The 25,520-nt window shown below is 64.2% G+C and carries 22 protein-coding genes; 12 read left to right on the top strand and 10 right to left on the bottom strand.

Going from position 1 to position 25,520, the window contains the following annotated elements:
• Positions 1-16: 16 nt before the first annotated feature.
• The 7 genes from ACP8ML_RS05670 to glgX form a co-directional block, all read right to left on the bottom strand.
• The gene (locus ACP8ML_RS05670) at positions 17-2,098 is read right to left on the bottom strand and encodes a glucose PTS transporter subunit IIA (RefSeq protein WP_065672716.1); all 2,082 of its coding nucleotides are present in this window, start codon (positions 2,096-2,098) and stop codon (positions 17-19) included.
• Positions 2,099-2,194: 96 nt separating this feature from the next.
• The gene (locus ACP8ML_RS05675) at positions 2,195-2,989 is read right to left on the bottom strand and encodes an NUDIX hydrolase (RefSeq protein ID WP_065672717.1); all 795 of its coding nucleotides are present in this window, start codon (positions 2,987-2,989) and stop codon (positions 2,195-2,197) included.
• 21 nt (positions 2,990-3,010) lie between these two features.
• Positions 3,011-4,945 carry a 1,4-alpha-glucan branching protein GlgB gene (gene glgB, locus ACP8ML_RS05680; RefSeq protein ID WP_016667593.1) on the bottom strand — a complete coding sequence of 645 codons (1,935 nt, stop codon included), beginning with the start codon at positions 4,943-4,945 and terminating at the stop codon, positions 3,011-3,013.
• Positions 4,946-5,026: 81 nt separating this feature from the next.
• Positions 5,027-6,325, bottom strand: a complete 1,299-nt coding sequence (locus ACP8ML_RS05685; RefSeq protein ID WP_065672718.1) for a phosphotransferase — start codon at positions 6,323-6,325, stop codon at positions 5,027-5,029.
• Positions 6,322-8,094: a maltose alpha-D-glucosyltransferase gene (gene treS / locus ACP8ML_RS05690; protein WP_065672719.1), complete on the bottom strand. Its 1,773-nt coding sequence runs from the start codon at positions 8,092-8,094 to the stop codon at positions 6,322-6,324. Before treS ends, ACP8ML_RS05685 begins: the two co-directional genes overlap by 4 nt.
• Positions 8,091-10,187, bottom strand: a complete 2,097-nt coding sequence (locus tag ACP8ML_RS05695; protein ID WP_486703069.1) for an alpha-1,4-glucan--maltose-1-phosphate maltosyltransferase — start codon at positions 10,185-10,187, stop codon at positions 8,091-8,093. Before ACP8ML_RS05695 ends, treS begins: the two co-directional genes overlap by 4 nt.
• Before the next feature lie 485 nt (positions 10,188-10,672).
• Entirely contained in the window at positions 10,673-12,763 is a 2,091-nt protein-coding gene (glgX, locus tag ACP8ML_RS05700; protein WP_016667597.1) for a glycogen debranching protein GlgX, read from the bottom strand.
• A 156-nt stretch (positions 12,764-12,919) separates the two neighbouring features.
• Between glgX and ACP8ML_RS05705 the strand changes: the two genes are divergently transcribed.
• From ACP8ML_RS05705 to ACP8ML_RS05720, 4 genes are all read left to right on the top strand, one after another.
• Positions 12,920-14,065: a cysteine desulfurase family protein gene (locus ACP8ML_RS05705; RefSeq protein WP_117189040.1), complete on the top strand. Its 1,146-nt coding sequence runs from the start codon at positions 12,920-12,922 to the stop codon at positions 14,063-14,065.
• Positions 14,066-14,156: 91 nt separating this feature from the next.
• Positions 14,157-15,257 (top strand): tRNA 2-thiouridine(34) synthase MnmA, encoded by a 1,101-nt coding sequence (mnmA, locus tag ACP8ML_RS05710; protein WP_270236075.1) that lies wholly within the window; start codon positions 14,157-14,159, stop codon positions 15,255-15,257.
• Positions 15,254-16,237, top strand: coding sequence for a methionine synthase (locus ACP8ML_RS05715; RefSeq protein ID WP_117189041.1), 984 nt, complete (start codon positions 15,254-15,256; stop codon positions 16,235-16,237). Before mnmA ends, ACP8ML_RS05715 begins: the two co-directional genes overlap by 4 nt.
• 18 nt (positions 16,238-16,255) lie before the next feature.
• Complete coding sequence (locus ACP8ML_RS05720) at positions 16,256-16,468, top strand: hypothetical protein (RefSeq protein WP_016667601.1); 213 nt, start codon at positions 16,256-16,258, stop codon at positions 16,466-16,468.
• A gap of 28 nt (positions 16,469-16,496) precedes the next feature.
• Here ACP8ML_RS05720 and ACP8ML_RS05725 read toward each other — a convergent pair whose 3' ends face one another.
• Positions 16,497-17,009, bottom strand: coding sequence for an SNARE-associated domain-containing protein (locus ACP8ML_RS05725; protein WP_004811374.1), 513 nt, complete (start codon positions 17,007-17,009; stop codon positions 16,497-16,499).
• A gap of 6 nt (positions 17,010-17,015) precedes the next feature.
• A complete protein-coding gene (locus ACP8ML_RS05730; protein ID WP_016667602.1) occupies positions 17,016-17,627 on the bottom strand; it encodes an ACT domain-containing protein in 612 nt (203 codons plus the stop codon).
• A 144-nt stretch (positions 17,628-17,771) separates the two neighbouring features.
• Here ACP8ML_RS05730 and gatC point away from each other — a divergent pair, with 144 nt between their 5' ends.
• From gatC to gatB, 3 genes are read left to right on the top strand one after another with little or no spacing between them, the layout of a single operon-like run.
• Complete coding sequence (gene gatC, locus ACP8ML_RS05735; RefSeq protein ID WP_036910368.1) at positions 17,772-18,095, top strand: Asp-tRNA(Asn)/Glu-tRNA(Gln) amidotransferase subunit GatC; 324 nt, start codon at positions 17,772-17,774, stop codon at positions 18,093-18,095.
• Positions 18,092-19,597 carry an Asp-tRNA(Asn)/Glu-tRNA(Gln) amidotransferase subunit GatA gene (gene gatA, locus ACP8ML_RS05740; protein ID WP_117189043.1) on the top strand — a complete coding sequence of 502 codons (1,506 nt, stop codon included), beginning with the start codon at positions 18,092-18,094 and terminating at the stop codon, positions 19,595-19,597. The genes gatC and gatA overlap by 4 nt, the downstream gene beginning before the upstream one ends.
• Entirely contained in the window at positions 19,597-21,090 is a 1,494-nt protein-coding gene (gene gatB, locus ACP8ML_RS05745; RefSeq protein WP_065672866.1) for an Asp-tRNA(Asn)/Glu-tRNA(Gln) amidotransferase subunit GatB, read from the top strand. Before gatA ends, gatB begins: the two co-directional genes overlap by 1 nt.
• Positions 21,091-21,121: 31 nt before the next feature.
• Here the strand turns inward: gatB and ACP8ML_RS05750 are convergent, their stop codons facing one another.
• The gene (locus ACP8ML_RS05750) at positions 21,122-21,757 is read right to left on the bottom strand and encodes a TIGR03085 family metal-binding protein (RefSeq protein ID WP_065672724.1); all 636 of its coding nucleotides are present in this window, start codon (positions 21,755-21,757) and stop codon (positions 21,122-21,124) included.
• A gap of 97 nt (positions 21,758-21,854) precedes the next feature.
• Between ACP8ML_RS05750 and hisI the strand changes: the two genes are divergently transcribed.
• From hisI to trpC, 5 genes are all read left to right on the top strand, one after another.
• Positions 21,855-22,220, top strand: coding sequence for a phosphoribosyl-AMP cyclohydrolase (gene hisI, locus ACP8ML_RS05755; RefSeq protein WP_171048551.1), 366 nt, complete (start codon positions 21,855-21,857; stop codon positions 22,218-22,220).
• Positions 22,220-23,719: an anthranilate synthase component I gene (locus ACP8ML_RS05760; RefSeq protein WP_065672725.1), complete on the top strand. Its 1,500-nt coding sequence runs from the start codon at positions 22,220-22,222 to the stop codon at positions 23,717-23,719. The genes hisI and ACP8ML_RS05760 overlap by 1 nt, the downstream gene beginning before the upstream one ends.
• Before the next feature lie 47 nt (positions 23,720-23,766).
• Positions 23,767-24,348 carry a Trp biosynthesis-associated membrane protein gene (locus tag ACP8ML_RS05765; protein ID WP_065672867.1) on the top strand — a complete coding sequence of 194 codons (582 nt, stop codon included), beginning with the start codon at positions 23,767-23,769 and terminating at the stop codon, positions 24,346-24,348.
• 150 nt (positions 24,349-24,498) lie between these two features.
• Complete coding sequence (locus ACP8ML_RS05770; RefSeq protein WP_004811364.1) at positions 24,499-24,714, top strand: HGxxPAAW family protein; 216 nt, start codon at positions 24,499-24,501, stop codon at positions 24,712-24,714.
• On the top strand, positions 24,715-25,515 hold the full coding sequence (trpC, locus tag ACP8ML_RS05775) for an indole-3-glycerol phosphate synthase TrpC (RefSeq protein WP_065672726.1): 801 nt from the start codon (positions 24,715-24,717) through the stop codon (positions 25,513-25,515).
• Positions 25,516-25,520 lie beyond the last annotated feature (5 nt).

Below are 25,520 nucleotides of genomic sequence, written 5' to 3' on the forward strand. Positions count from 1 at the left end.
CCCGGCCGCCCTCGACTCACTTCACCACGGTGATGACCGGGGTGCTCGTGGTGACGTCGTCAGCAGGAATGCCGGTGACGTTGGAGTAGTCGAACCCGTTGGTCACCAGGACCGGGGTGATCTTCGAGTAGCCCGCCTCGTCGATGACGGCGGGATCAAAGACGACCAGGGGCTGACCGGCGCTGACGTGATCGCCGGCCTTGACCTTGACGTCGAATCCCTTGCCGCCCAGCTCGACGGTGTCGACACCGACGTGGATGAGCAGTTCGACGCCCGAATCGAGCTTGAGCCCGAAGGCGTGGCCGGACTCTGGAGCGGTGACGACGGTGGCGTCGGCAGGGCAGACGACCGTGCTGTCACTGGGCTCGATGGCGATGCCGTCACCGACGACGCCGGTGGAGAAGACCGGGTCGGGAATCTGGGAGATCGGAACCGCACGCCCCTTGAGAGGGGAGGCGATGGTGATGGCCTCGGATGCGACCTCCGCGGCCGTGGGGGCTTCGACTCCCTCAACCGTGGCAGTTTCCGTCTCGGGTTTGGTGGCAACCGCGGTGGCAGCCCCAACGGGCGCAGCGGCAGCCGGGGCGGGGGCGAGAGCCGACGACTCGGTGTTGGTGGCCTCAGCTTCATCACGACGAGCCTTGGCAGCAGCTTTCTCGTCGTCGTCACGGTAGTCGCGCACGATGACCAGGGCCATGGCGGTGAAGAAGGAGGCCGCGATGGCGACAGCGTACAGACCGATCTTGTCGAAGGCCGGGATCGTCAGCAAGGAGGTGAAGACGAAGGCCGGGGTGTGCAGGCCGCCGCCGGCACCGATGATGACGCCACCGACGAGGCAGCCGACCAGCATGGACAGGTAGATCTTCTTGTAGCGCAGGTGGATGCCGTAGAGGCTCGGCTCGGAGATACCGCCGAGCAGGCCGGCGGCGAGGGCGCCGGTCGCCGTCTGACGCATCGTCACGTCCTTGTCACGGACCGACAGGAAGAGGACGCCAGCGGTGGCGCCGAAGCAGGCGAAGTTCCAGGCACCCATCGGGCCCTGGATGTAGTCGTAGCCCAGCGTCTGGATGTTGAGCAGCATGACGGCGTTGAGCGGCCAGTGCAGGCCCAGCGGGACCATGAACGGGTAGAGCAGAGGGATGAGGACGGCGAAGATGAACGGGGAGACGTCGTTGACCGCCTTGAGCCCGTTGGCCAGGCCGGCGCCGGCGTAGACACCGATGGGGCCGATGAGGAAGGCCGTCAACGGAATCATGATGAGCATGGTCAGGAAGGGCACGAAGATCATCTGAACATTGGGGGAGATGACCTTCTTCAGCCACTTGTACAACGGAGCCAGGATGGCCGCCATGATGAGGGGAGGGAAGACCTGGGAGCCGTAGTTGAAGATCGTCAGTGGCAGGCCGAAGATGTCAACGACGTCGACCTTGAATCCGCCCAGGGACAGCGGATGTGCCGCCTTACCGAGCTCGGTGAATCCCGGAAGCATGACGACGGCCATGACCGAGAACCCGACCCAGGGGTCGGCGTTGAGGCGCTTCGTGGCGTTGTAGGCGACCAACAGCGGCAAGAAGTAGAAAACACACTGCCAGGCCAGGTTCACGAACTGCCAGCTCGGAGGCAGGGAGACACGGGAGTCGGCCCAGTTGCCGATGACTCCCATGGAACCCATGAGGGCCATGAAGGTGATGAACAGCGAGGCACCGAGCAGGGCGCCCATGATCGGACGGAAGGAGTCCGACAGGTACTCGAACAGGTTGTCAAGCCACGAGAACTTGCCGCGCGGGCCCTTGGAACGATGTGCGGCCTTGACGTCCGCATCGGACTGCTTGCCGTCCTCGGAGCCGAAGTTCTGCATGCCCGGCAGGTTCATGATGTCGTTGTAGACGCTGTTGACGGCGCCGCCGATGACGACCTGATAACGGTTGCCCGACTGGGGCACAGCGCCCATGACGCCGGGGATCTTCTCCACCTCGGCCTTGTCGATGGACGAGGAATCACGAAGCTGGAACCGCAGGCGGGTTGCGCAGTGGGTCAGGCTGACGATGTTGTCGCGGCCGCCCACCACGTCCACGATCTGGGACGCAGTTGATGACATGTAGGTGGTCCTCCTGTGTGTTCAGTCATTTTTCTTCCAGGACAACGACGAAGAAGCATAACCACCAGGGCCGAACGTTCGTTCACCACCCCAGGGTTACAACGAAAACCCGTTCTCAGTGGCACGTGGGGTGGGATCTGCCAGTATGGCCGCGATACGTCGGGCCGACAGCTCGGTGACGTGTGCAGGGACGTCAGCAGGATCCACCCAGTGCAGATGGCCGATCTCGCCGTCAGCAGGATTCATGATGGCGGCGAGGGACGGTTCGACCACACCGGCGGCATAGATGAACTCGATGGCGTCAGACCACCCGAGGGCAGGTGGCATCCAATCGATGAGGACGGGGGTGGCAGGGATGTCGATGGTCACGCCCAATTCCTCCCGGCACTCCCGAACTGCTCCGGCATGGGGAGATTCCACCGGCTCGACGACACCGCCGGGGAGTTCCCAGTCAGGCTTGTACGTCGTCTCGCACATGAGAACCCGCCCGACTTCGTCGTGGACCAGGACGTGGGAGATGACCCGTTTGGTGGGCAGCACCGAGTCGAGCATGCCGGTGTGACCGGTCCGGGTGTAGATCTCGTCGGTGGCCAGTCGGGAGTAGACGAATTCGTCCACCCAGCCATCCCCTCGGCTGCCGGCTTGGCGTAGCCGTCCCTCACGGCGGTATCCGGCCCGGTGCAGGGCATGGATGACGTCTCCGTCGTCGACGGTCACCCGGGCCTCCAGACGACGCACCTCGTGACCGAGGATGGCGTCGTCGGAGGCCAATGAGATGGCCCGCGTCAGACCCTCCGGATATGGCGGATCGTCGAGCAGCAGGCGACCACAGTCGCCTACCACCTCGACCTGAATCCGAAAGTCCTCGGGATCGGACTCGTCATCGACCACGAACAATCCTCCTTGCCAGAGTCACTGCATTCCCGGATCGCCGGGCAGAGCAGCGGTTGCCGAGGGATCGTGGCGCAGCCACACCGAGCCCATCGGCGGGACGCACACGGTGGCGACGGCCGGGAAGCGATCGGGAACTGGAAGCGGGGTGGCCACGACCTGGCCGAGGTTTCCGAACTCTCCCGTTCCGTCGTACTCCAAGGAATCGGTGTTGAGGATCTCGGTCCACACGCCTTCCTCGGGTAGTCCGACGCGGTAGTCGGTCTGCGGGTTGGGGGAGAAGTTCGTGAAGCAGGCGATCGTCGAGCCGTCCTCGCTGCGGCGCAGCCAGGAGAACAGATTGTTGCCGGCGTCGTCGGCGTTGATCCATTCGAATCCGCGCGGATCGCTGTCGAGCTGCCACAGGGCGGGGTTCTCCTTGTAGATCATGTTGAGATCGCGGAAGAGGCGCTTGAGACCACCGTGACCCCACAGATCGGCGACGAACCACTCGAGGCTGGCGGACTCGTCGAACTCGTGACGCTGGCCGAACTCCTGACCCATGAAGATGAGCTGCTTGCCCGGGAAGGACCACATGTAGGAGTAGAAGGCTCGCAGGGACGCGAACTGCTGCCAGTCGTCACCGGGGATCTTGTTGATCATGGATCCCTTGCCGTGCACGACCTCGTCATGGCTGATCGGCAGGATGAAGTTCTCCGAGTACTGGTACACCATGGCGAAGGTCATCTCGCCGTGGTGATACTGACGATGGAACGGATTGAGCTCCATGTAGCGCAAGGAGTCGTTCATCCAACCCATGTTCCACTTGAACCCGAATCCCAGGCCGCCGTGATCGACCGGCTTGGTGATGCCGGGGAAGCTGGTCGACTCCTCGGCAATCATGAGGATGCCGGGGTGGCGCGAGTACAGGTGTGAGTTGACATAGCGCAGGAAGTCGATGGCCTCCAGGTTCTCTCGTCCGCCGTACTTGTTGGGCACCCACTGACCCTCCTCGCGGGAGTAGTCCAGGTAGAGCATCGAGGCGACGGCGTCGACGCGCAGACCGTCGACGTGGAACTCGCTGATCCAGTACAGCGCGTTGGAGACGAGGAAGGACTTCACCTCGTTGCGGCCGTAGTTGAAGATGTAGGTGCCCCAGTCCACGTGCTCGCCCTGGCGCGGATCGGCGTGCTCGTAGAGGGCGGTGCCGTCGAAGCGTCCCAGAGCCCAGTCGTCCTTGGGGAAGTGCCCCGGAACCCAGTCCATGATGACGCCGATGCCGGCCTGGTGGAGCTTGTCGATGAGGTAACGCAGGTCGTCGGGGGAGCCGTAACGGCTGGTCGGTGAGAAGTATCCGGTGACCTGGTAACCCCAGGACGGGGCGAAGGGATGCTCGGCCAGCGGCATGAACTCCACGTGGGTGTAGCCCTGCCACAGCACGTAGTCGACCAGTTCGTCAGCCAGCTGACGGTAGCTCAGCCCGTGACGCCATCCGCCCAGGTGGACCTCGTAGACGCTCATCGGTTCGGCATGGGCGTGCGAGGCCTCACGGTGGGCGATCCACTCGTCGTCATTCCACTCGTAGTGGGTCTCGGTGACGATGGACGCGTTCTGCGGGGCCTGCTCGGAGTAGCGGGCCATCGGGTCAACCTTCTCGTGCCAGTTGCCCCACTGGTCCTGGATGCGGAACTTGTAGAGAGTGCCTTCGCCCACCCCTTCGATGAAGGCGCCCCAGACCCCAGATCCCGGGATGAGACGCATCGGGTCACCGGTCCACCAGTTGAAGTCCGCGATCACCTCGACGGCCTGGGCGTTGGGGGCCCAGAGGGCAAAGCGGGTCCCGGTGATGGGGCCGCGCTCGTCGTCGGTAATGGTGACGACGTGGGAGCCGAGTCGCTTCCACACCTCCGTGTCCCCACCGGAATGGAACCCCTCGAGGTCCCAACCGGTGAGTCCTCCGAACTCATCGTGAGCCATGTCGTCCTCCTGGCATGTCGTTGGTGTGGATGTCGCCGTCGGGTCGGTGACTCGACGGAGGTTCGTGGGGCGGGGACATCATCAATCCTGCACCATCGCCCGAATGGCCGACAACGGGATGTCAACCCAGGCCGGCCGGTTGAGGGTTTCATAGACGGTTTCGTATCCGGCCTTGTCGGCCTCGTAGGCGGCCAAGACGTCGCATTCGGCGTCGTTCGGGCGACCATAGCCGTCCAGGAAGGCATCGCGAGCTCGTTGTGCCCAGGCCAATGTCTCCGGTGCGGTGGGTTCGGCATGGGCCGAGGTGGCATAGGACAGTGAGCGCACCATTCCTGCCACGTCACGCCAGCGGGAGTCCGGCAGGCGACGCTCGGCCAGGGTCTTGAGGGGTTCGCCCTCGAAGTCGATGATCCGCCAGCCGTCGGGGGTCAGCAGGGTTTGTCCGAGGTGGAAGTCACCGTGCACCCTTTGAGCGGCCAGGCGGCGACCGCGCAGCTTCTCGAAACGTGTGGCGAGGAGGTCGCGGTGTGGTTCCAGCGCCGGGGCTGCCGCCACTGCAGCGTCGAGACGACGCACCATGTCGTCGGCAATCTGGCCCCCGTCCAACTCGGCCGTCCCAAAGGTCTGCTCCAACGCAGAGTGGATGGTTCGCAGGCATCGGCCCAGGTCGGCGACGAGATCGGCGACGTCCTCCAGATCGGCAGCCTTGTCGGTGATGAGTTCCCAGCCATCCTGGGGATGTGGAAGCCGCTCGATGATCATGGCCAGATCGGTCTGGATGTCCTCGTCAGCCGGGATCTGCCCGGAGATGTGACCGTAGAGCTTGGCCACCGAGGAGACGCCGGCGTCATTGAGGGCGCCGTGAATGGTGATGTCGAGATTGTCGCCGGGTTCGAGGCGGCGGAACATCTTGACGATGATGGCGTCGCCAACCATGATCGAGGTGTTCGACTGCTCACCGCCAAAGCGCTCGGCGGTCCGAACCGGTTCAGGTGCCTCCAAGCGGCGATGGAGCTGCCATGAGTCATCCGCGGCCTGAGGATCAGCCTCGAGGATCGTCCTGGCCCACACTGTCAGGGCCTCCTGGTCGGTGGTGGCGTCGCTGACCGTGATGGGATCACCATCGACGTGAATCTGCGTCAGTCCCGCAGAACTGCCGGGGCGCAGGGCCAATAGGAGCTGGTAGTACTCCTCCGGGGCCTGCGGGTAACAGACCAGGGCAATGACGGGCACCACCTTGAGATCGTGCTCGTCAACGACTGGAGCCAGCGGCAGTAACCTGGCCAGGGTGCCATCTCGGCCCTTGCCGGAGAACCACCGAGCGGTACTGATGTGGTCCCAGATGCGGTCCCGAACGTCTGCGTCATCCCAATCGGTCATGGCTTCTCCTCTCCGGTCATCTGCAGCCATCGGTAGCCGTAGGGCGGCATCGGAACCGTCAGGGTTCCGTCGGCCTCCACCGGCTGGGCATCCTGGCCGTGAATGAGGGACGCTCCGGTCACACCTGCGAATTGCGGCAGGGTGAGGGTGACGGTCCTATCGGTGTCCGACAGATTGGCCAGGCACAGAATCGTCTCGTCCTCGTCGTGGCGTAGGAAGGACATCACGGCCATGTCCTCCGCGCCCAGATCGGTGAACTCTCCGGTACCGAAAACGGGGTGACGACGACGGATGCCCAACATGGCGCGGGTCCACACCAACAGGGAGGACGGGTCATCCATCTGACGCGCGACGTTGACATGTTCCGGACCGTGACCGAAGGTGTGGATGAGTGGGAGATGGAAGTCCTCCGGCAGCGCGGTCGAGAATCCGGCCGTCTCGGAATCATCCCACTGCATCGGGGTTCGCACGCCGTCGCGGTCAGGAAGCCATGGATCGTCGCCCATGCCGATCTCGTCGCCGTAATAGAGAACCGGGGAGCCGGGCAGAGACAGCAGCATGGCGTTGAGCAGACGAACCCTGGCCTCGTCGTTGTCGACCAGGGGGCTCAACCGGCGACGAATGCCCAGGTTGCACCGCCAGCGCGGCTCGGGAGCATATTCCTCCCACATGTACTGACGGTCTTCCTCGGTCACCATCTCGAGGGTGAGTTCGTCATGGTTGCGGAGGAAGGTTCCCCACTGACAACCCGCCGGGATGTCCGGTGTGGAGGCGAGGATCTCGCTGATGCACTCCCGTGATCCGCGGCGCAGCCCCATGTACAGGCGTGGCATGACGGGGAAGTGGAAGGCCATCTGGCACTCGTCACCGTCACCGAAGTACTCGACGACGTCGTCAGGCCACTGATTGGCCTCGCACAGCAGGATACGTCCCGGGTACTCCTCGTCGACCATCGCGCGCAGCTGTTTGAGGATCTTGTGGGTTCCCGGCAGGTTCTCGCAGCTCGTTCCCTCGGCCTCGATGAGGTAGGGGACGGCGTCGAGACGGAAACCGTCGATGCCCAGGTCCATCCAGAATCGGACGGCGTCGAGCATCTCCTCCATGACCCGGGGCTCCTCGAAGTTGAGGTCGGGCTGGTGGTGGAAGAAGCGGTGCCAGTAGAACTGCTTGCGCTCGGAGTCCCACGACCAGTTGGAGTCCTCGGTGTCACAGAAGATGATGCGAGCGTCCGAATATGCCTCGTCGGTGTCGGCCCAGACGTAGTAGTTGCCGTAGGGGCCGTCAGGATCGGCACGGGAGGACTGAAACCACGGGTGGGAATCAGAGGTGTGGTTCATCACGAAGTCGATGATGACGCGCAGACCACGGTCGTGAGCGGCGTCGAGGAAGACCTTGAAGTCCTCGATCGTCCCCAACTCCTCGCGGATCCAGCGATAGTCGCGGATGTCGTAACCGCCGTCGTGCAGCGGTGAGTCGTAGAAGGGGGGAAGCCACAAACAGTCCACTCCCAGCCATTGCAGGTAGTCGAGCTTCTCGGTCAGCCCCTTGAAGTCGCCGATGCCGTCACCGTTGGAGTCCTTGAAGGAGCGCACCAAGACCTCGTAGAAGACGGCGGTGCGGAACCATTCGGTCTCCGTGCGGTCGATCGACCCGACCGGGTGGATCGCGTCGAGCTTGGCCTGCAACTGGGCCGAGGTCAGCCCAAGAGCCCCGGTGGGTGCGAGGGTCTCGGGAATCTCCTCGGCAGGCGTGTAGGAGGAATGGGTCATGAGGTGGTCTTTCGCACGTGCAGGATGTGGGCCGGCTGGGCTGGGTGGAGCCTGACGAAGGCCTGCTGTCCCCAGGTGAAGTCAGCACCGGTGAGTTCGTCGTGGACCTCGAAGGTGTCGTCGTTGCCAAGACCAAGAGCGGCCATGTCCAACATGACCTGCGACTCCACACCCCACACCGGATCCAACGAGATGACGACGATGACGACGTCGTCCCCGGCCTTCTTGGAGAAGGCAAGCACATTGTCATGGGGGGCATGGTGAACGGTGGTGTCACGCAACTGCTGCAGGGCCGGGTGAGCGCGCCGAATCTCGTTGAGACGAGTCACGAGCAGTTTGATGTTCGGCTCGGAGTCGAAGTCACGGGGACGGTACTCATACTTCTCGGAGTGGGCGTACTCCTCGCGTCCCGGCAGCGGTTCGTGCTCGCAGATCTCGAACCCGGAGTACATGCCCCACGACGGGCTCATGGTTGCAGCCAGGATCGCGCGGATGGCGAATCCGGCCGGGTTGCCGTCATTGAGGTAGATCGGGTTGATGTCCGGGGTGTTGGTGAAGAAATTCGGGCGGTAAAAGTGCGAGGTCTGGTGGGAGACCTCGTTGAGGTACTCCTCCAACTCCCACTTGGCGGTGCGCCAGGTGAAATAGGAGTATCCCTGCTGGAAGCCGACCTTGCCCAAAGCACCCATCATCTCGGGGCGGGTGAACGCCTCGGCCAGGAAGATGACCTCCGGATAGCGGCGATGCACCTGCTCCATGAGCCAGGCCCAGAAATTGATCGGCTTGGTGTGCGGGTTGTCGACGCGGAAGATCGTCACCCCATGGGAGATCCACAGCTCGAGCAGCCGCAGGCACTCGTTGTAAATCCCCTCCGGGTCGTTGTCGAAGTTGATCGGATAGATGTCCTGGTACTTCTTCGGGGGGTTCTCGGCGTAGGCGATGGTTCCGTCGACGCGGGTGGTGAACCACTCCGGGTGCTCCTGCACCCACGGATGGTCCGGGGAGGCTTGCAGGGCGAAGTCCAGCGCCACTTCCATGCCCAGGTCGTGGGCGTGGGCGACGAAGCGGTCGAAGTCCTCGAAGGTACCCAGATCCGGGTGAATGGCGTCATGGCCCCCGGCCGAAGAACCGATGGCCCATGGCGAACCGGGATCGTCCGGCCCAGGGGTCAGGGTGTTGTCCTTGCCCTTGCGGAAAGCAGTTCCGATGGGGTGGATCGGTGGCAGGTAGACGACGTCGAATCCCATCGCAGCAGCGGCGTCCAGTCGCTCCCAGGAGGAGTCGAAGGTGCCGGAGACCCAGTGGCCGTCCTCGTCGATGTGGGCTCCCTGGGAGCGCGGAAAGAATTCGTACCAGGAGCCGTAGAGGGCGCGACGTCTCTCGACCCGCAGCGGGGACGGGGTGGTGGGAGAAGTCAGCGGGCGCGGGGCATGGACGCGCATCGCATCGGAGAAGAGGAAGGTGTTGATGACCTGACGCAGCGACCCCGGAGCGCGATCCGGGGTGAGACTGGCATCGGCCTCGCGCAGAACTGCGACGGCGTCGGTGTCGCCAGCTTGCTCGGCATGCGCGATGGCCTGTTCGATGAGGGCGTGACCTTCGGCGCAGACCAGCTCGACGTCGATGGCAGCGGCCAGCTTGGCGTCGGCGTTGTGGTGCCAGGTGCCCCAGGTGTCCGACCAGCCCTCGACGTGCATCGTCCAGTCGCCCTCAGCGTCGGCCGAGACGCGGGCCTTCCAGATGTCCAAACCCCATGGATCGACCTGGTGCATGTCAGTGACGTGACGATTACCCTGTGGATCGGTGAGGACGACGCTGGCGCCGACTGCGTCATGACCCTCACGGAAGACGTTGGCCGTGACCTCGAACTCCTCGTCGACGACGGAGTAGATCGGCAGCTGACCTCCCTCGACCTCGGGATGCACGTTGTGGACAGGGATGCGCCCGAAACCACGCAGCGGTGGACGGCCAGGGGCGTCAAGGTCCGAGGTGGCCGCCACGAGGGCCTCGTCGCCGGAGGCGTGGTCAGCGGCGTGACGCGGTGAAGGGGTGTCGGCATCCTGCTGGCGCGTGTCACCCACCAGGGCGCTCATCGGTAGGGAGCCCGAGGCATCCTCGGCGTCGGAAGGCGAGTCGTCGGGTGCATCGAGTGTCTGGTCGGCCTCGTCGGCAGAGTCCGGCCTGACCGGGGACTCAGGCGACGGAGATGACTCGGTAGAGGGGGTTGACGTCGGTGAGCCAGCGGGGACGACGGGGGCCGGCGGCTCGGGTGAGGGTTCCGGGGCAGGGGCTGTCACCTGCACGTCCTCGTCATCGGGGCCATTCTCGTCTTGACGGCGGTCTCGCCTGTTGATCCTCCACACGAATCACAGGCTACCGTGGCTGGTTCCGGGGCGTCATGATTCGGACTAGCGCCGCAGTGACAGTCTCGACCCGAATTCTCGGAGCAAGGTTTGGGAAAGTGTGCACTGACTACTGGCTTACGGCCCCTGGCCCTGAAATGTGCTGACGAGAACGGCGGATGAACCTCTCGATCCATCCGCCGCCTGTGCGCTTGGGGCGTAACTGGTGCTTGGGATCAGGCCTCGTCGTCTCCCAGTGAGGCCTGCATGACGACGACGCACCTGCTCGGCAGGGTCATCGACATCCCGGCAGGAACCGTCTCGTCAGGGATTTCGCCAGGAACGGTCGTCGAGGCAACCACCTGCCAGGACTCGCCCCATCGGGCGCTGGGCAGGATGATCTCGGTCGGGTGATCTGCGGCGTGAAACCAAACGAGGAAGGCCTCGTTGTCGTCGCTGGTGTACATGCCCAGGGTGCGACGGCCTTCGTCGTGCCAGTCGTCGGTGACCATCTCGCCACCGTGACCGGAGAACCAGGCCAAGTCCGCCCGTCGCGGTCGCTCATCGGTCGAGCGACCCACCGGGTCATGGTGACGGTAGATCGGTGGGCGAAGGGTGGGATGCTCGCGACGCAGTGCGGTGAGGGTGCGGACGAGGTCGGTGACGTCCGACCAGCCCTCGGCCTCGTCCCAGTCCATCCAGGAGATGGGGGAGTCCTGGCAGTAGGCGTTGTTGTTGCCCTGCTGGGTGCGACCCATCTCGTCGCCGGCGGTGATCATCGGCACACCGGTGGCCAGCAGCAAGGTGGAAACGAGGTTGCGGACCTGACGATGACGCAGCATGACGATGGACTGGTCGGTCGTCTCACCCTCCCAGCCACAGTTCCAGGAGCGGTTGTCATTGGACCCGTCGTGGTTGTCCTCACCGTTGTCCTGGTTGTGCTTCATGTCATAGGTGACGAGATCACGCATGGTGAAGCCGTCATGGGCAGTGATGAAGTTGACGCTCGAGATCGGCTGACCGTAGAGGTCCGGGGATCCGCACAGCCGGGTGGCGAGTTCCTCAACCCCGCAGACGGCACCGCGCCAGAAATCGCGGATGTAGTTGCGGAAGCGGTCGTTCCACTCGCTCCAGTGAGGGCCCCAAGCGCCTACCTGGTAACCGTAGGGGCCCAGATCCCACGGCTCGGCGATGTGCTTAACCTTGTTGAGGACCGGATCATCGACGAGGGCTTGTTTGAAGGGATGGTTCTGGTCAACCCCGTGGGACTTGTCACGGATGAGGGTGGTCGCCAGGTCGTAGCGGAAACCGTCAACACCCATCTCGGTGACCCAGTACCGCAGCGAGTCGAGGACCAGGCCGAGGACTTCCGGATGGGAGGTGTCTACTGAGTTGCCGCAGCCGGTGACGTCGTAGTCGTTGCGGTGATCATTGGTGAGTCGGTAGTAGGACTCGTGGTCGATACCGCGGAAGGACAGCGTCGGTCCTTCGTGGCCACCTTCGCCGGTGTGGTTGTAGACGACGTCGAGGATGACCTCGATGCCGGCCTCGTGGAAGGCCGTCACCATCTCCTTGAACTCGCGCACCTGGGCACCCGTGGATCCCACCGAGCAGTAGGCGGCGTGAGGAGCGAAGAACCCCAGGGTGTTGTATCCCCAGTAATTCGACAGTCCCCGGCCCACGACGAAGGGTTCGGAGACGAACTGCTGGATGGGCAGCAACTCAATGGCAGTGACGCCGATGGACTTGAGGTGCTCGATGACGGCCGGGTAGGCCAGACCGGCATAGGTGCCGCGCAGATGCTCGGGGACGAGGGGATGCAGCCGGGTGTAGCCCTTGACGTGGGTCTCGTAGATGACCGACTCACTGATGTCTCGGCGGTGCTCGATGGGCTTGGGAGGCTCGGAATCCTCGATCACCACGGCGAGCGGGACCGAGGTCGCGTCGTCGGTCGGATCCGGCTCGTAGTTGGACTCCGGGGTGTGATCCATGATCGGTCCGTGGTAGTCGACCCCTGCCGTGATGGCCTTGGCATATGGGTCGAGCAGCAGCTTGGCCGGGTTGAACCTCATACCGCGATCGGGATCCCACGGACCGTGAACTCGGTAGCCGTAGCGCTGACCGGCCGTGACGTCAGGGACCTCGATCGTCCAGACACCATGCTCGTCCATGGTCATGTCGTGGTTGACCTGTGACCTGTCATCTGCCACGAGTGCTAGCTCGACACGCTCTGCGCGTGGTGCCCACAACCCGAAACGGCAACCGTCGTCAATGAGGGTGGAGCCAAGCGCACTGGTGTCGAATGACGCCGTGTTGGTGTCGGTCACAATAGGGGCCTTTCGTCGGGGATGGTGGCCGGAACATCGGCGGACCGACGAATCATTTTAGTCTGAGTCGGCCGCGGCGTCCGCAGGAGCGAGAACGCGCAATTCCATACCCTGCCGATCGGCAGTAGCGTCAAGGAGTCGCCAGGAAGGACAGGTATGTCGCAATCGCAGCCCGACTCAGTACATCACGCTCGTGCCTATTTCGACCACGCGGCGACCTCCCCGCTGCGCCCGGAAGCCTTGGCCGCGATGGCCGAACCGGTGCCCGGGAACCCTGGTGCCATTCACGGTTCAGGCCGCGCGGCGAGGGCTTTGCTGGAGGATGCGCGAGAGGAGGTCGCCAGCCTGCTCGGAGCGGGTCCGTTGGAGATCGTGTTCACCAGCGGAGGAACAGAGGCCGACATGTTGGGCGTTATGGGAGCGGCCCGTCATGGCCACGCACTGATCTCGGCAGTGGAGCATCCCGCCGTCGGTACGGTGACGTTGCCATGGCTGCTCGGCGAGCGGGTGGGGGTGCTCCCGGTCGACGACGCGGGAGTCGTGGACCCTGATTCGATTGCTGCGAGCCCACTGAGCAGCGACCTCGACGTCGTCTCGGTGATGGCCGTCAACAACGAGACCGGCGCACGCCAACCCGTTGACCAGATCACCGAACAGGCCCATCGGGTCGGAGCCCTCATGCACACCGACGCCGTTCAGGCCCTTGGCCATGTCCCGGTGAACCTCGACGAGTGGGGAGTGGACCTGGCGTCCTTCTCCGCACACAAGATCGGTGGACCCGTCGGGATCGGGGCACTCTGGGTCCGCAGGGGAGTCGAGGTGCATCCAGTCTCCCCGGGAGGTGGGCAGCAGTACGGGATTCGCTCCGGCACCCAGCCGGTCGCGCTGGCTCGAGGTTTCGCGGCTGCTCTGCGGGCCTGCCTCAATGAGTTCGACGAGAAGAAGGCTCAATGGCAGGCATGGCGGGAACGGATCGTTGAGTCGTGCCGACAGATCCCTGGGGCCAGCGTGGATGATGCCGGCACGACGAGCCCCACGATCATCCACCTCAGCGTGGCCGGAGCACGAGGGACCGACGTCGTCATGCTCGCGGACCGGGACGGGGTCGACCTATCGGCCGGATCGGCGTGCCATGCCGGGGTATCCCGTCCCTCACCGACGATGCTGGCCATGGGTCGTGACGACGAGGCAGCATCGTCGGGAGTGAGGATCTCAATGGGCTACAGCACCACCGAGGCCGAGGTCAATCGTCTGCTCACCGTCCTGCCTGCGGTCATCACTCAGGCCAGCGGGGCGCGATGAGTCGGCGTCAACCCCTATCATCGACATTCCCGCCGGGATCACATTCCCACTATTAATCCGTATCCCTGCACGTTCACGGAGAGGAAGCACTGTGAAGGTTCTCGCTGCCATGTCGGGAGGAGTCGACTCCGCCGTCGCCGCTGCCCGTCTCGTCGCGGCAGGCCACGACGTCACCGGTGTGCATCTGGCGCTGTCACGTAACCCGCGTTCCCATCGGGAAGGGTCACGAGGATGCTGCTCCCTGGAGGATTCCTTCGACGCCCGGCGGGCCGCGGACAAGCTGGGGATCCCGTTCTACGTGTGGGATTTCTCCGACCGCTTCGCCGAGGAGGTCATTGACCCCTTCATCGCTGAGTACCAGGCCGGTCGCACGCCCAATCCCTGCCTGAGATGCAATGAGAGGATCAAGTTCGCGGCCCTGCTGGAACGCGGTCTCGACCTGGGATATGACGCCGTCGCCACCGGCCATTACGCCCGGACTGAGGTCGACGATGGAATGACGAAGCTGTACCGCTCGGTCGACCCGGGCAAAGACCAGTCCTACGTGCTGGCTGTCCTCAACCAGGATCAGCTGTCCCATTCGTTGTTCCCGCTGGGGAATTCCTTCAAGACTGATGTGCGACGGGAAGCGGCGGATCTTGGTTTGTCGGTGGCTGACAAACCTGATTCCAACGACATTTGTTTCATCCCTGACGGGGACACGCCAGGTTGGCTCTCGGAGAAGATCGGCTCGGCCGCCGGAGAGATCCGCGATGAGTCCGGGGCTGTTGTCGGTCATCACGACGGGTATCACCATTTCACGATTGGCCAGCGGAGAGGTCTTCGGCTCGGAGTTCCGGCCCCGGATGGCAAGCCGCGATACGTCCTCGACATCGAACCGGTCAACAACACCGTGGTCGTCGGAGGAGCCGAAGGGCTGACTGTACGCCACGTCGAGGCCATCCGGCCGGTGTGGTGTTCTGGCGAGTCTGCCACAACCTGGCATGGTCAGGTTCAGGTGAGAGCCCATGGGGATCCGGTTGACGCCACGATCACCACGGTCGCCGGTGGGGTGATGATGGACCTCGAGCAGGCCTTGCGCGGAGTCGCTCCCGGTCAGGCGGCGGTCTTCTACGACGGGGACCTCGTCGTCGGATCAGCAACCATATGCGGGACGGATCGAGCCGGAATGACAGTGGAGCAGGCAGCATGATCGCCACAGGTATTGGGTCGCTGCCCGGCACCGACATGCGCGGCAGCGTGGCTGCGATGGCTGAGATCTTCGACGAGCTCATCCCGTTGCCAGAATTACCGGCCCGTGGAGTCGGTGGTCAAATGGTCGGGAGGGCGACGGCCCTCCTCGTCGATCTGCCGGTTGATCATGGCCCGGGCGGATGGCGGCTCGCGGACGCCACCGACCATGCCGCTCGCTCAGCACGATCCCTTCTGCGCAACGACCTCGATGATCTCGAGGAGGTGCTGGCTAACGAGGAGGCCACCGTCAAGATCACTGTGGCTGGTCCTCTCACCCTTGCCACGGGCCTACACATGCGCGCCGGGGAGTCGATCCTCGCGGACTCCTCGGCCCTGAACGACGTCACAGCCAGCCTGGCGGAGGGGATCAGCCAGCTTCTGACCGAACTGCGACGCCGGATGCCACGCGTGACCTGGACGATGCAGATCGACGAACCTGCTGCTCCTGCCGTTCTCGCGGGATCCATTCCGACCCAGTCGGGGCTCTATCGGCATCCGGCCATGGAGGCCACTACGGCGACGCGGCTCTGGCAGACGATCGTCAGTGGCTGTGAGGAGGTCTCGGCGGGACTGCACTGTTGTGGCCATCCCATCCCGTGGGCGCCGGCCGGCAAGGCCGGATTCACCACGATGTGGTGCGAGATCACAGACGCGGTGTCACTGGACTCCGCCGCGCAATGGGTGGAGTCAGGTGGACGGCTGGGCATGGGAGTCGTCGACACCATGACGGTCGATCAGGTGCCACCAGTGGATCGCCTCATCGACCGTGTGCTGTGGTTGGCGCGACGCACCCAGGTGGATCCCACCCTGCTGAGGGCAGGGGTGCTGAGCCCTGCCTGCGGGCTCGCCGGCTGGTCCCGTCAATCGGCTGCCGAGGTCTGCCGGACGGTGAGACGGGCAGCTGACATCGTCGATGAGCAGCTGGATCGAGCAGGCTGAGCAGGTAGGGTTCCGATCGTGGGTTTCTTCACCAATCTCGACCTTGACGGCCAGACGCCGGAGCGCACTCGGCCGCGTGTCGGTGAGAAACAGTGGGCTCCGACTGGAGTCCCGACCACGAAGCGCAAGAAGGTGCAACGAGTTCTCGCACCCATCGCCTTCGTCGTCGCTCTCGCGGTGTTGGTCGGAGTGGGGTACTACTTCTTCCGCATCCTCGTCATGCGCGGGTGACAAGGGTCTTCACGGCATCGCGCTGGTGTCAGATGATGATGTGGAACCCATACTGGGTCGCCAGGGCCAGGAGGTAACACCGAATGAAGAATCCGACGGTGACCCACAGCGAGAACCACCAGAAGTGCATCTTGGTCGTCGCCGCGTAGATGACGACGAGGTAGACCGGCGGGACACCGGTAATGGCCGAGAAGAACAGCAGAGGCATGCCCCATCGCGGGGTCTCGACCACGTGAGCAGCCTTGTCATTCCATCTCCGTAGACGCCACCGCCAGGATCCCTCCGGAACCGGTTTGGGCTCCTTGTGCTTGATCCATTGCGAATTCGATCCGCGTCGGATACCGATGAACATGATCTGTTTGCCAACGCCGTGGCCAAGAGCCAGCCCCAGGGCGACTTCCAGCGGACCCAGGAGTTTTGATCCTAGGGCGCCGACGATGAACAACTCCGAATTGAGCACCGGCACCAAACTGGAAGCCACGCCGAAGGCGAAGGCTGATAGAACCTGGTACCAGAACTGCCAGGTGAGGTAGACCTCCATGTGGCCTCAGTTGGCCAGAGCGGCCATGTGCTGCAGACGATTGAGCTCGGAAGCCAGGAACCCTGGGCCTCCCTGACGTCCGGCAACCAGACAGCGCCCCCTCGATAGTGGGACAGCGGCGATGACGGTGTCACCCCAACCTGGCATCCAGCCAGCCTCGAGCTCAGCGACATGGGAGCGATCCATCGGTGTCAGACGTGCGATGCCCTCAGGAGTGAATTCCGGAGACAGGGCAGTAGAGATGATGACCTGCTCATCGGCATCGAAGAGTGCCGACCAATGAGTGTGGAAGACGACCGGGACGGCACCACAGAGAATCTCGGCGGAATGCTTCGGGTCCTCGGACATCCGATTCAGGGCTGCGATGTCGGACTCAATACTCCAATTCTCCGGATACCTGCTCAGCCACAGCACGTGAACTCCGTCAAGCATGTCGCAGGCCGATACCAAGGTGTCAGGCATCGTGGTCGGAGGAAGGGTCAGCATGAAGTCGTCGACGACGTAGTGATCGCCCTTTTCGACAATCTCAATCGCGGATATGTCGGCATCGGCGGTGCCCATGGCGGTCGCCACCGACCCCAGGGAACCCGGCGTGTCTGGCAGCTGAATACGAATCATGAGCACTCACTCATTGTTGCGGGTGGATCCGACGATCCCAAACTGAATTCGTGTTCCGGCGGGTCATCATCAAGGACGGAGGTGCTCATCTGGCAGTCGTGTCGGCCAGTGGTCCTAGGATAGTCCGAGGGCATTCCCGCCCCCATGCCGCCAACCAGGAGATTCATCGTGGCCCTCACGCCGGATGACGTCGTCCGCCTGGCCGGCCTGGCACGCATCGACCTCACTGACGACGAGACCGCGTATCTGGCTCCTCAGCTTGACGCGATCCTCGACGCCGTGGCCGCAGTGTCAGCCGTCGCCACCGACGACGTGCCACCTACCTCGCACGCTCTGCCGCTGTCCAACGTCTTCCGCGAGGACGTCATCAAGGAGTCGATGTCGGCTGATGACGCCCTGGCCATGGCCCCCCGCAGTGAGGATCAGCGCTTCCGTGTGCCCCGCATCCTGGACGAGGAGGCACAGTGAACGAGCTCGTGACCCTGACCGCCGCCGAACTCGGCGCACGCATTGCGTCCCGCGAGGTCTCCAGCGAGGAGGTCACCCAGGCACACTTGGACCGGATCGGCGAGGTCGACGGCGACGTGCGTGCCTTCCTTCTGGTTGATCACGACGGTGCCCTGGAAACTGCCCGACGGGTTGACTCTCGGATCGCCGACGGTGAGAAGCTCGGTCCGCTGGCCGGTGTGCCGCTGGCCGTGAAGGATCTCTTCTGCACCAAGGGACTGGCCACCACGGCCTCGTCCCGGATGTTGGAGGGATGGATCCCGCCCTATGACTCGACCATCGTCACCCGATGCAAGGACGCCGGCATGGTGATCCTGGGCAAGACGAACCTGGACGAGTTCGCCATGGGATCCTCGACCGAGACCTCTGCCTTCGGCCCCACCCACAACCCGTGGGACCTCGACCGAGTTCCTGGTGGCTCGGGCGGCGGATCTGCCGCCAGCCTGGCTGCTTTCCAGTCCCCGTTGGCTCTCGGTACCGACACCGGAGGGTCCATTCGTCAGCCCGGTGCGGTGACCGGCACCGTCGGCATCAAGCCGACCTACGGGTCGACGTCCCGGTACGGCGTCATCGCGATGGCGTCTTCCCTGGACACCCCCGGACCCTGCGCTCGTACCGTCCTGGATGCGGCCTTGCTGCACCAGGTGATCGCCGGTCATGACTTGATGGACCAGACGACCATCGACCAGCCCACCCCGGCCATCGTCGAGGCTGCGAACCAGCCGGATGTCGCCGGAATGCGGATCGGTGTCGTCACCGAATTCGCCGGTGAGGGGTACGACCCGCAGGTCGAGGCACGCTTCGACGAGGCCGTCGAGATCCTGACGAGTGCGGGAGCCGAGGTCGTCGAGGTCTCCTGCCCCAACTTCGACCTGGCCCTGCCTGCCTACTACCTCATCCAACCCGCTGAAGTCTCCAGCAACCTGGCCCGCTACGACGCCATGCGCTACGGCCTGCGCGTCGATGATGACGGCGAGCAATCCGCCGAGCAGGTCATGCGTGCCACCCGTGGCGCCGGATTCGGTGCCGAGGCCAAGCGTCGCATCATCCTGGGTACGTATGCCTTGTCGGCCGGCTACTACGACGCCTACTACGGCTCGGCCCAGAAGGTCCGCACCCTCATCCAACGTGACTTCGAGAAGGCCTGGAAGACCTGTGACGTGCTCGTCTCCCCGGCCACCCCGACGACGGCATTCCGACTGGGGGAGCGCACGGCCGACCCGATGGCGATGTATCGCTCCGACCTGTGCACCATTCCGGCCAACATGGCCGGCAGCCCTGCTGGGTCCTTCCCGATCGGCCTGTCCGAGACCGACGGGATGCCCGTCGGTATGCAGGTGATGGCCCCGATCATGGCGGATGACCGCGTCTACCGGGTCGGTGCGGCCCTGGAACGGCTGCTGAACGAGAAGTGGGGTGCCCCGCTGCTTGCGAAGGTTCCCGAGCTGAGGGGAGAGGCATGATGACGGACGAGCTGCTGCCCTATGACGAGGTGATGGCTGACTACGAGCCGGTCATCGGACTCGAGGTCCACGTCGAGCTGTCGACGGCGACCAAGATGTTCTGCGGATGTTCTACGGACACCGAGAAGGATCCCAACACCAACGTCTGCCCGGTCTGCCTGGGTCTTCCCGGATCGATGCCGGCCATCAACGGCCACGCCGTCGAGTCGGCCATCCGCATCGGTCTGGCCCTCAACTGCAAGATCGCCGAGTGGTGCCGCATGGCCCGGAAGAACTACTTCTACCCGGACATGACGAAGAATTACCAGACCTCGCAGTACGACGAGCCGATCTGCTACGACGGCTGCCTCGATGTCAAGGTCGACGGCGAGGTCTTCCGTGTCGAGATCGAGCGTGCCCACATGGAGGAAGACGCCGGAAAGTCCCTGCACGTCGGCGGATCCGACGGACGTATTTCCGGTGCCAGCCACTCCCTCATGGACTACAACCGCGCCGGCGTCCCGCTCATCGAGATCGTCACCAGGCCGATCCGTGGACTGGGAGCCAAGGCGCCGCAGGTGGCACGGGCCTACATGGCTCAGCTGCGCGACATCATGATCGCTCTGGGAGTCTCCGAGGCCAAGATGGAACGAGGCAACCTGCGTTGTGATGCCAACGTCTCCCTCATGCCACGCGGTAGCAGCACCTTGGGCACCCGTACCGAGACCAAGAACGTCAACTCGCTGCGCTCGGTCGAAGGAGCCCTGACCTACGAGATCCAGCGTCAGGGATTCGTGTTGGCCGAGGGACGCAAGGTTCGTCAGCAGACCCGGATGTGGCAGGAGAGCGGCGAATACACCATCGCCGGACGCGACAAGTCCGACGCCGAGGACTACCGCTACTTCCCCGAGCCGGACCTGGTTCCGATCGCGCCGTCCCGGGGATGGGTGGAGGAGCTGCGTGCTGGCCTGCCGGAGCTTCCAGCTGCCAAGAGAGCTCGTCTGGCCTCCCAGTGGCAGTTCTCCGAGCTGGAGATGACTGCGGTCGTCAATGCCGGCGCCCTCGACCTCCTTGAGGAGACCGTCAACGCTGGCTGCCAGCCCGCTGCCGCGCGCAAGTGGTGGCTCACCGAGCTGTCCCGTCGTGCCAACGAGGCCGGGGCGGACCTGCCCGAGGTCGGTATGTCCCCGGCCCAGGTCGCCCAACTGCAGAAGCTCGTTGACGACGGCACCCTCACCGACAAGCTGGCCCGTCAGGTCATCGACGGTGTCATCGCTGGCGAGGGAGATCCTCAGCAGGTGGTCGACGGACGCGGTCTCGCCGTCGTCTCCGACGACGCCGCCCTTGGTGCTGCTGTTGACGACGTCATCGCTGCCAACCCGCAGATTGCCGAGAAGATCCGTGGTGGCAAGGTCCAGGCGGCCGGTGCCCTCATTGGTCAGGTCATGAAGGCCATGAGGGGTCAGGCAGACGCCAAGCGGGTCAGGGAGCTCATCCTCGAGAAGCTCTCCTGACCCACGCTGTTGAGTTCCTGCGCCCCGGCTCTCACAACGAGTGGTCGGAGCGCATGAACTCGGAGAGGGTGTCCGGCTCACCGAGGACGTCGACCTGGGCGACCGAGGTGCGTCCGGTGAGCAGTAGGAGGATTTCCGAGGGCTTGCCGACGATGGTAACGATGCGGTCACCGGGATGAAGGGTGACGGGGTCCCCCAGTCCGGTCATCTCCGCGCGCACGCCCACCGGGGAGCGACGAGTCAGAGCACGTCCGTACTTACGGATGATCCCTGCCAGTTGAAGCTCGGCGCGGTGGCCCTGTTGTCGGGGTCGCCAGCCGGGCTGGGCCCGAAGCAGATCCTCGTGGTGGATGAAGTACTCCATCGAGTTGGCGGCGGCGTCCATCCCCGGAACGCGGAAGATCGAGAAGCGGTCTGGCCCCTGAGCGAAGCGTGCCACCAGATCCTCGAAGGATCCCGACGCCTCCATTTTGTCCGCACGGGCCTGTGTGACGGCGTCGAAGACGCTGACGGCCATGCCGGGGATGGCCAATGGATCATTCTCCCGGAGCAGGACGTGGGTCAGCAGATCTCGGGCGGTCCATCCCTCGCACAGAGTCGGGGCATCGGGGCCAAGTCGTGACAGGTCTGCAGCCAGTCCGGCTCGTTCGTCTCGTGCAATGGACATTCAGGTCCTCCTTCGAACTATGAGCCCATCTTGCCAGCACCGGTCCGAACCGCGGCGCGGACTCCAGAATGTCGGTGGTTCGGTGTTCAATGGGCCCGTGCTGACCGAAGAACCCACTCTCGCCCCCGACGTCGCAGCGCGCCTGCGACGCAATGACGCCGGTCTGGTACCTGCCGTGGTCCAGGACGCCACGACCGGGGACGTCCTCATGATGGCTTGGATGGACGATGTTGCCCTGGCCCGCACCCTGACCACCCGTCGTGCGACCTACTGGTCCCGGTCGCGTCAGGAGTACTGGGTCAAGGGGGAGACCTCCGGCCACACCCAGCACGTTCGTTCGGTTCAACTCGACTGTGACGGCGACACCCTGCTACTTCGCGTCGACCAGGTCGGAGGGGCATGCCACACCGGTGACCACACCTGTTTCGACGCCGATGTGCTCCTGGACGAGGTGGCCGAGTGATGATCGACGTCACCCCATCACGTGAGGAGTTCGCTGCCCTGGCGGAGGAGCATACTGTCGTCTCGGTGCGGACCAAACTGATCTGCGATGACGACACCCCGATTGGTCTCTACCAGCATCTCTGCGGGGACCGACGACTGACCTTCCTGCTGGAGTCCGCGGAGTCGGGCATCTGGTCGCGGTGGTCCTTCATCGGGGTCATTACTCGCTGCGCCCTGACGTCCGACGGGCGTTCGGTGGAGTGGATCGGCGAACCGCCTGCGGGTTTGACGGTCAGTGATGACCCGCTCGGCGCCCTCAAGGAGGCCCTGGCCGCCCTGAATACCCCGGCAGAGTCTGGCCTTCCACCCTTGACGAGCGGTTTTGTTGGATATATCGGATACGACATGGTTCGTCGTCTGGAGGATATCGGCGACGATCTCGTCGATGATCTGGACCTCCCGGTGGCATGCCTCATGCTCGCCGGGGAGATGGCGGTCCTCGACCACCAACGCGGTGAGCTGTGGCTCATCTCCAACCAGGTGGTGGACGGAACCGATCTCGATGAGGCTTACGACGACGCGGTTGACGCCCTCGAGGCGATGGTGACGAGGTTGGCCGAGCCGCGGGAGGTGCTGACGGCCCGTGCCGTGGACCGCGCCGCGAGTCAGGTACATCGTCAACGCACGCCCAAAAAGTTCAGCGAGATGGTCGACACCGCCATCGAGCGCATTCGCGACGGTGACATCTTCCAAGTCGTCCCCAGCCAGCGCTTCGACGTCGAGACCGAGGCCGATGCCCTCGACATCTACCGTCAGCTGCGTCGCACCAATCCCAGTCCCTACCTCTACCTGCTGCGGTTACCTGGATTCGACGTCATCGGATCCTCCCCGGAGGCTCTGGTGACGGTGGCAGACGGTGTCGCGACGACTCACCCCATTGCCGGTACCCGCCCGCGCGGACGCACTGCGGCCGAGGATAGGGCCATGGAGGACGAGCTGCTGGCCGACCCCAAGGAGCGCTCCGAGCACACCATGCTCGTCGATCTGGGACGCAACGACCTGGGCCGGGTCTGCGTGCCCGGAACTGTCAACGTCACCGAGTTCATGCACGTGGGGCGATATTCCCACGTCATGCACCTGGAGGCGGCGGTGACCGGACAGATCGTTGACGGCCTGGACGCCGTCGACGTGACGATGTCGTGTTTCCCGGCTGGCACCCTGTCCGGGGCACCGAAGATTTCCGCCATGCGGATCATCGAGGAGCTCGAGACCACCCGACGTGGCGTCTACGGTGGCGTCGTCGGGTACTTCGATCTGCACGGCAATTCGGACTGTGCCATTGCCATCCGGACTGCCGTCCTCAAGGATCAGGTTGCCCATGTGCAGGCCGGAGCCGGAATCGTGTTGGACTCGGTCGGAGCCAAGGAGAACGCTGAGTGCCAGAACAAGGCGGCGGCCGTTATCCAGGCGATTCAAGATGCGGGAACCCTGCATCCCCTGCGGGAGGACGCACAGTGAGGACTCCAATCCCAGTCGTGTGGCGAGTGGTTCTTGACGCCTACCCGATCCTGGCTGCCATCCTCGTCAGCGTCGCATCCAGGCGAACCTGGATGGAGCGTGCCGGAATTGGACTGACAGGTGCTGACGTCACGGGAGGATTGATCACGGCGACCGTCCTCATGCTCGTCATCACGGTGGCCCTCCTCCTCGTCGTCAAGACGGTCGGTCGTCGCGTCACCGGAATCGTGCAGGCCTTGGTCGGCGTCGGGATCGCGGCTGTCGTCCTCACCCACCGCAGTGCGTCGCCACATCAGTGGGCTGCCAAGGGGGTCGACGCCGGAGCGCCGCAGATGACCGTCACGCCATGGCCATGGGTGTGTCTGGTGGCCGGAGCCCTGACGATTGTCACCGGCGCCGGGGTGGCGGCCTTCGCCGACCGTTGGCCCAGCCGTTCGGCCCGTCGTACCGGAGAACTGGTCGGCGACTCGCGATCCGCGTGGGATGCCCTGGACAGGGGAGAGGATCCCACCCTGGCGGATTTCCGGACTCAACCAGTGGCCCGGTCGCAGGCAGAACCTGAGTCGTCGGAATCGAATTCTGACGAGTCGGCCCACGAGGGCGGGAATGGCTCACACAATGGTCGGTAGGCCCGCGCCGACGGCCAATCAGAGTAGGATCATTACTGGATTCGCCGCGTTGCGGGTATCCGACGGCACCCCTGACCAGCTCGGGGAGTCCACCCGCATCATCGACCAGCTGCGTGGAATAAGCCGCGCCTGACCACCGGAGGGAACACCATGAGCGTTGATCGCGCCACTCGTCAGTACAAGCACGGTGGGAGCCCCGCGAACTGGGCGGGTTCGATCGTCGCCCTCATTGGCTTCATCGTCGCCACCGTCGGTGCCATGTCTGGCCCCAGCTGGATCACCTGCATCGTCGGCGCTGCTCTCGTCGTTCTTGGCGGTGTCGTCACCCTGGTGATGCGCGCCATGGGTTATGGCGGAGCACGCTGAATGTCGCCCACCGTTACCGGAACAATTCTTGACGAGATCATCGCTGGTGTTCTCGAGGATCTCCACGAGCGCCAGCTCATGGTCACCTCGGACAACCTTCGCGAGGCCATCGACCTCGTCACACCCGCAATTGACCCCGTTCCTCGGCTGACCGCTCCTGGTCTGTCGGTCATCTCCGAGGTCAAGAGGTCTAGTCCGTCGAAGGGACACCTCGCGCCGATTGGCGATCCTGCTGCGCTGGCCGATCAGTACCGGGTTGGCGGGGCAGCCGCCGTCAGTGTTCTCACCGAGGAGCGTCGTTTCCAGGGATCCCTCGCCGACCTCGACGCGGTGCGGGAAAAGGTCGATATTCCGATTCTCCGTAAGGACTTCGTCGTCACCGAGTACCAGGTGCTCGAGGCCCGTGCTCACGGCGCCGATCTCGTCCTCCTCATCGTCGCTGCTCTGCCCGACGACGAGTTGCGACGCCTTTACGATCTTGCGACCGAGCTGGGCATGACCCCTATGGTCGAGGTTCACACCCCACAGGAGGCTGCTCGGGCAGCGACCCTTGACGCCCGAGTCATCGGGGTGAACGCCCGTAATCTTAAGACCCTCGAAGTCGACAGGGCCATCTTCGGCACCCTTCTTGGCGAATTGCCGGAGAATGCCGTCAAGGTGGCTGAGTCTGGAATCCTCTGCGTGGACGACGCCGTCGAGGCCCACGAATGTGGTGCCGATGCGGTGCTGGTGGGGGAGATGCTGGTTCGCCACGGTGAACCAGCCCAGGTGCTGCGTGAGATCCATCGCGCCACCGTCTGACCACG

Source organism: Cutibacterium sp. LaCa_255, from assembly GCF_057458005.1.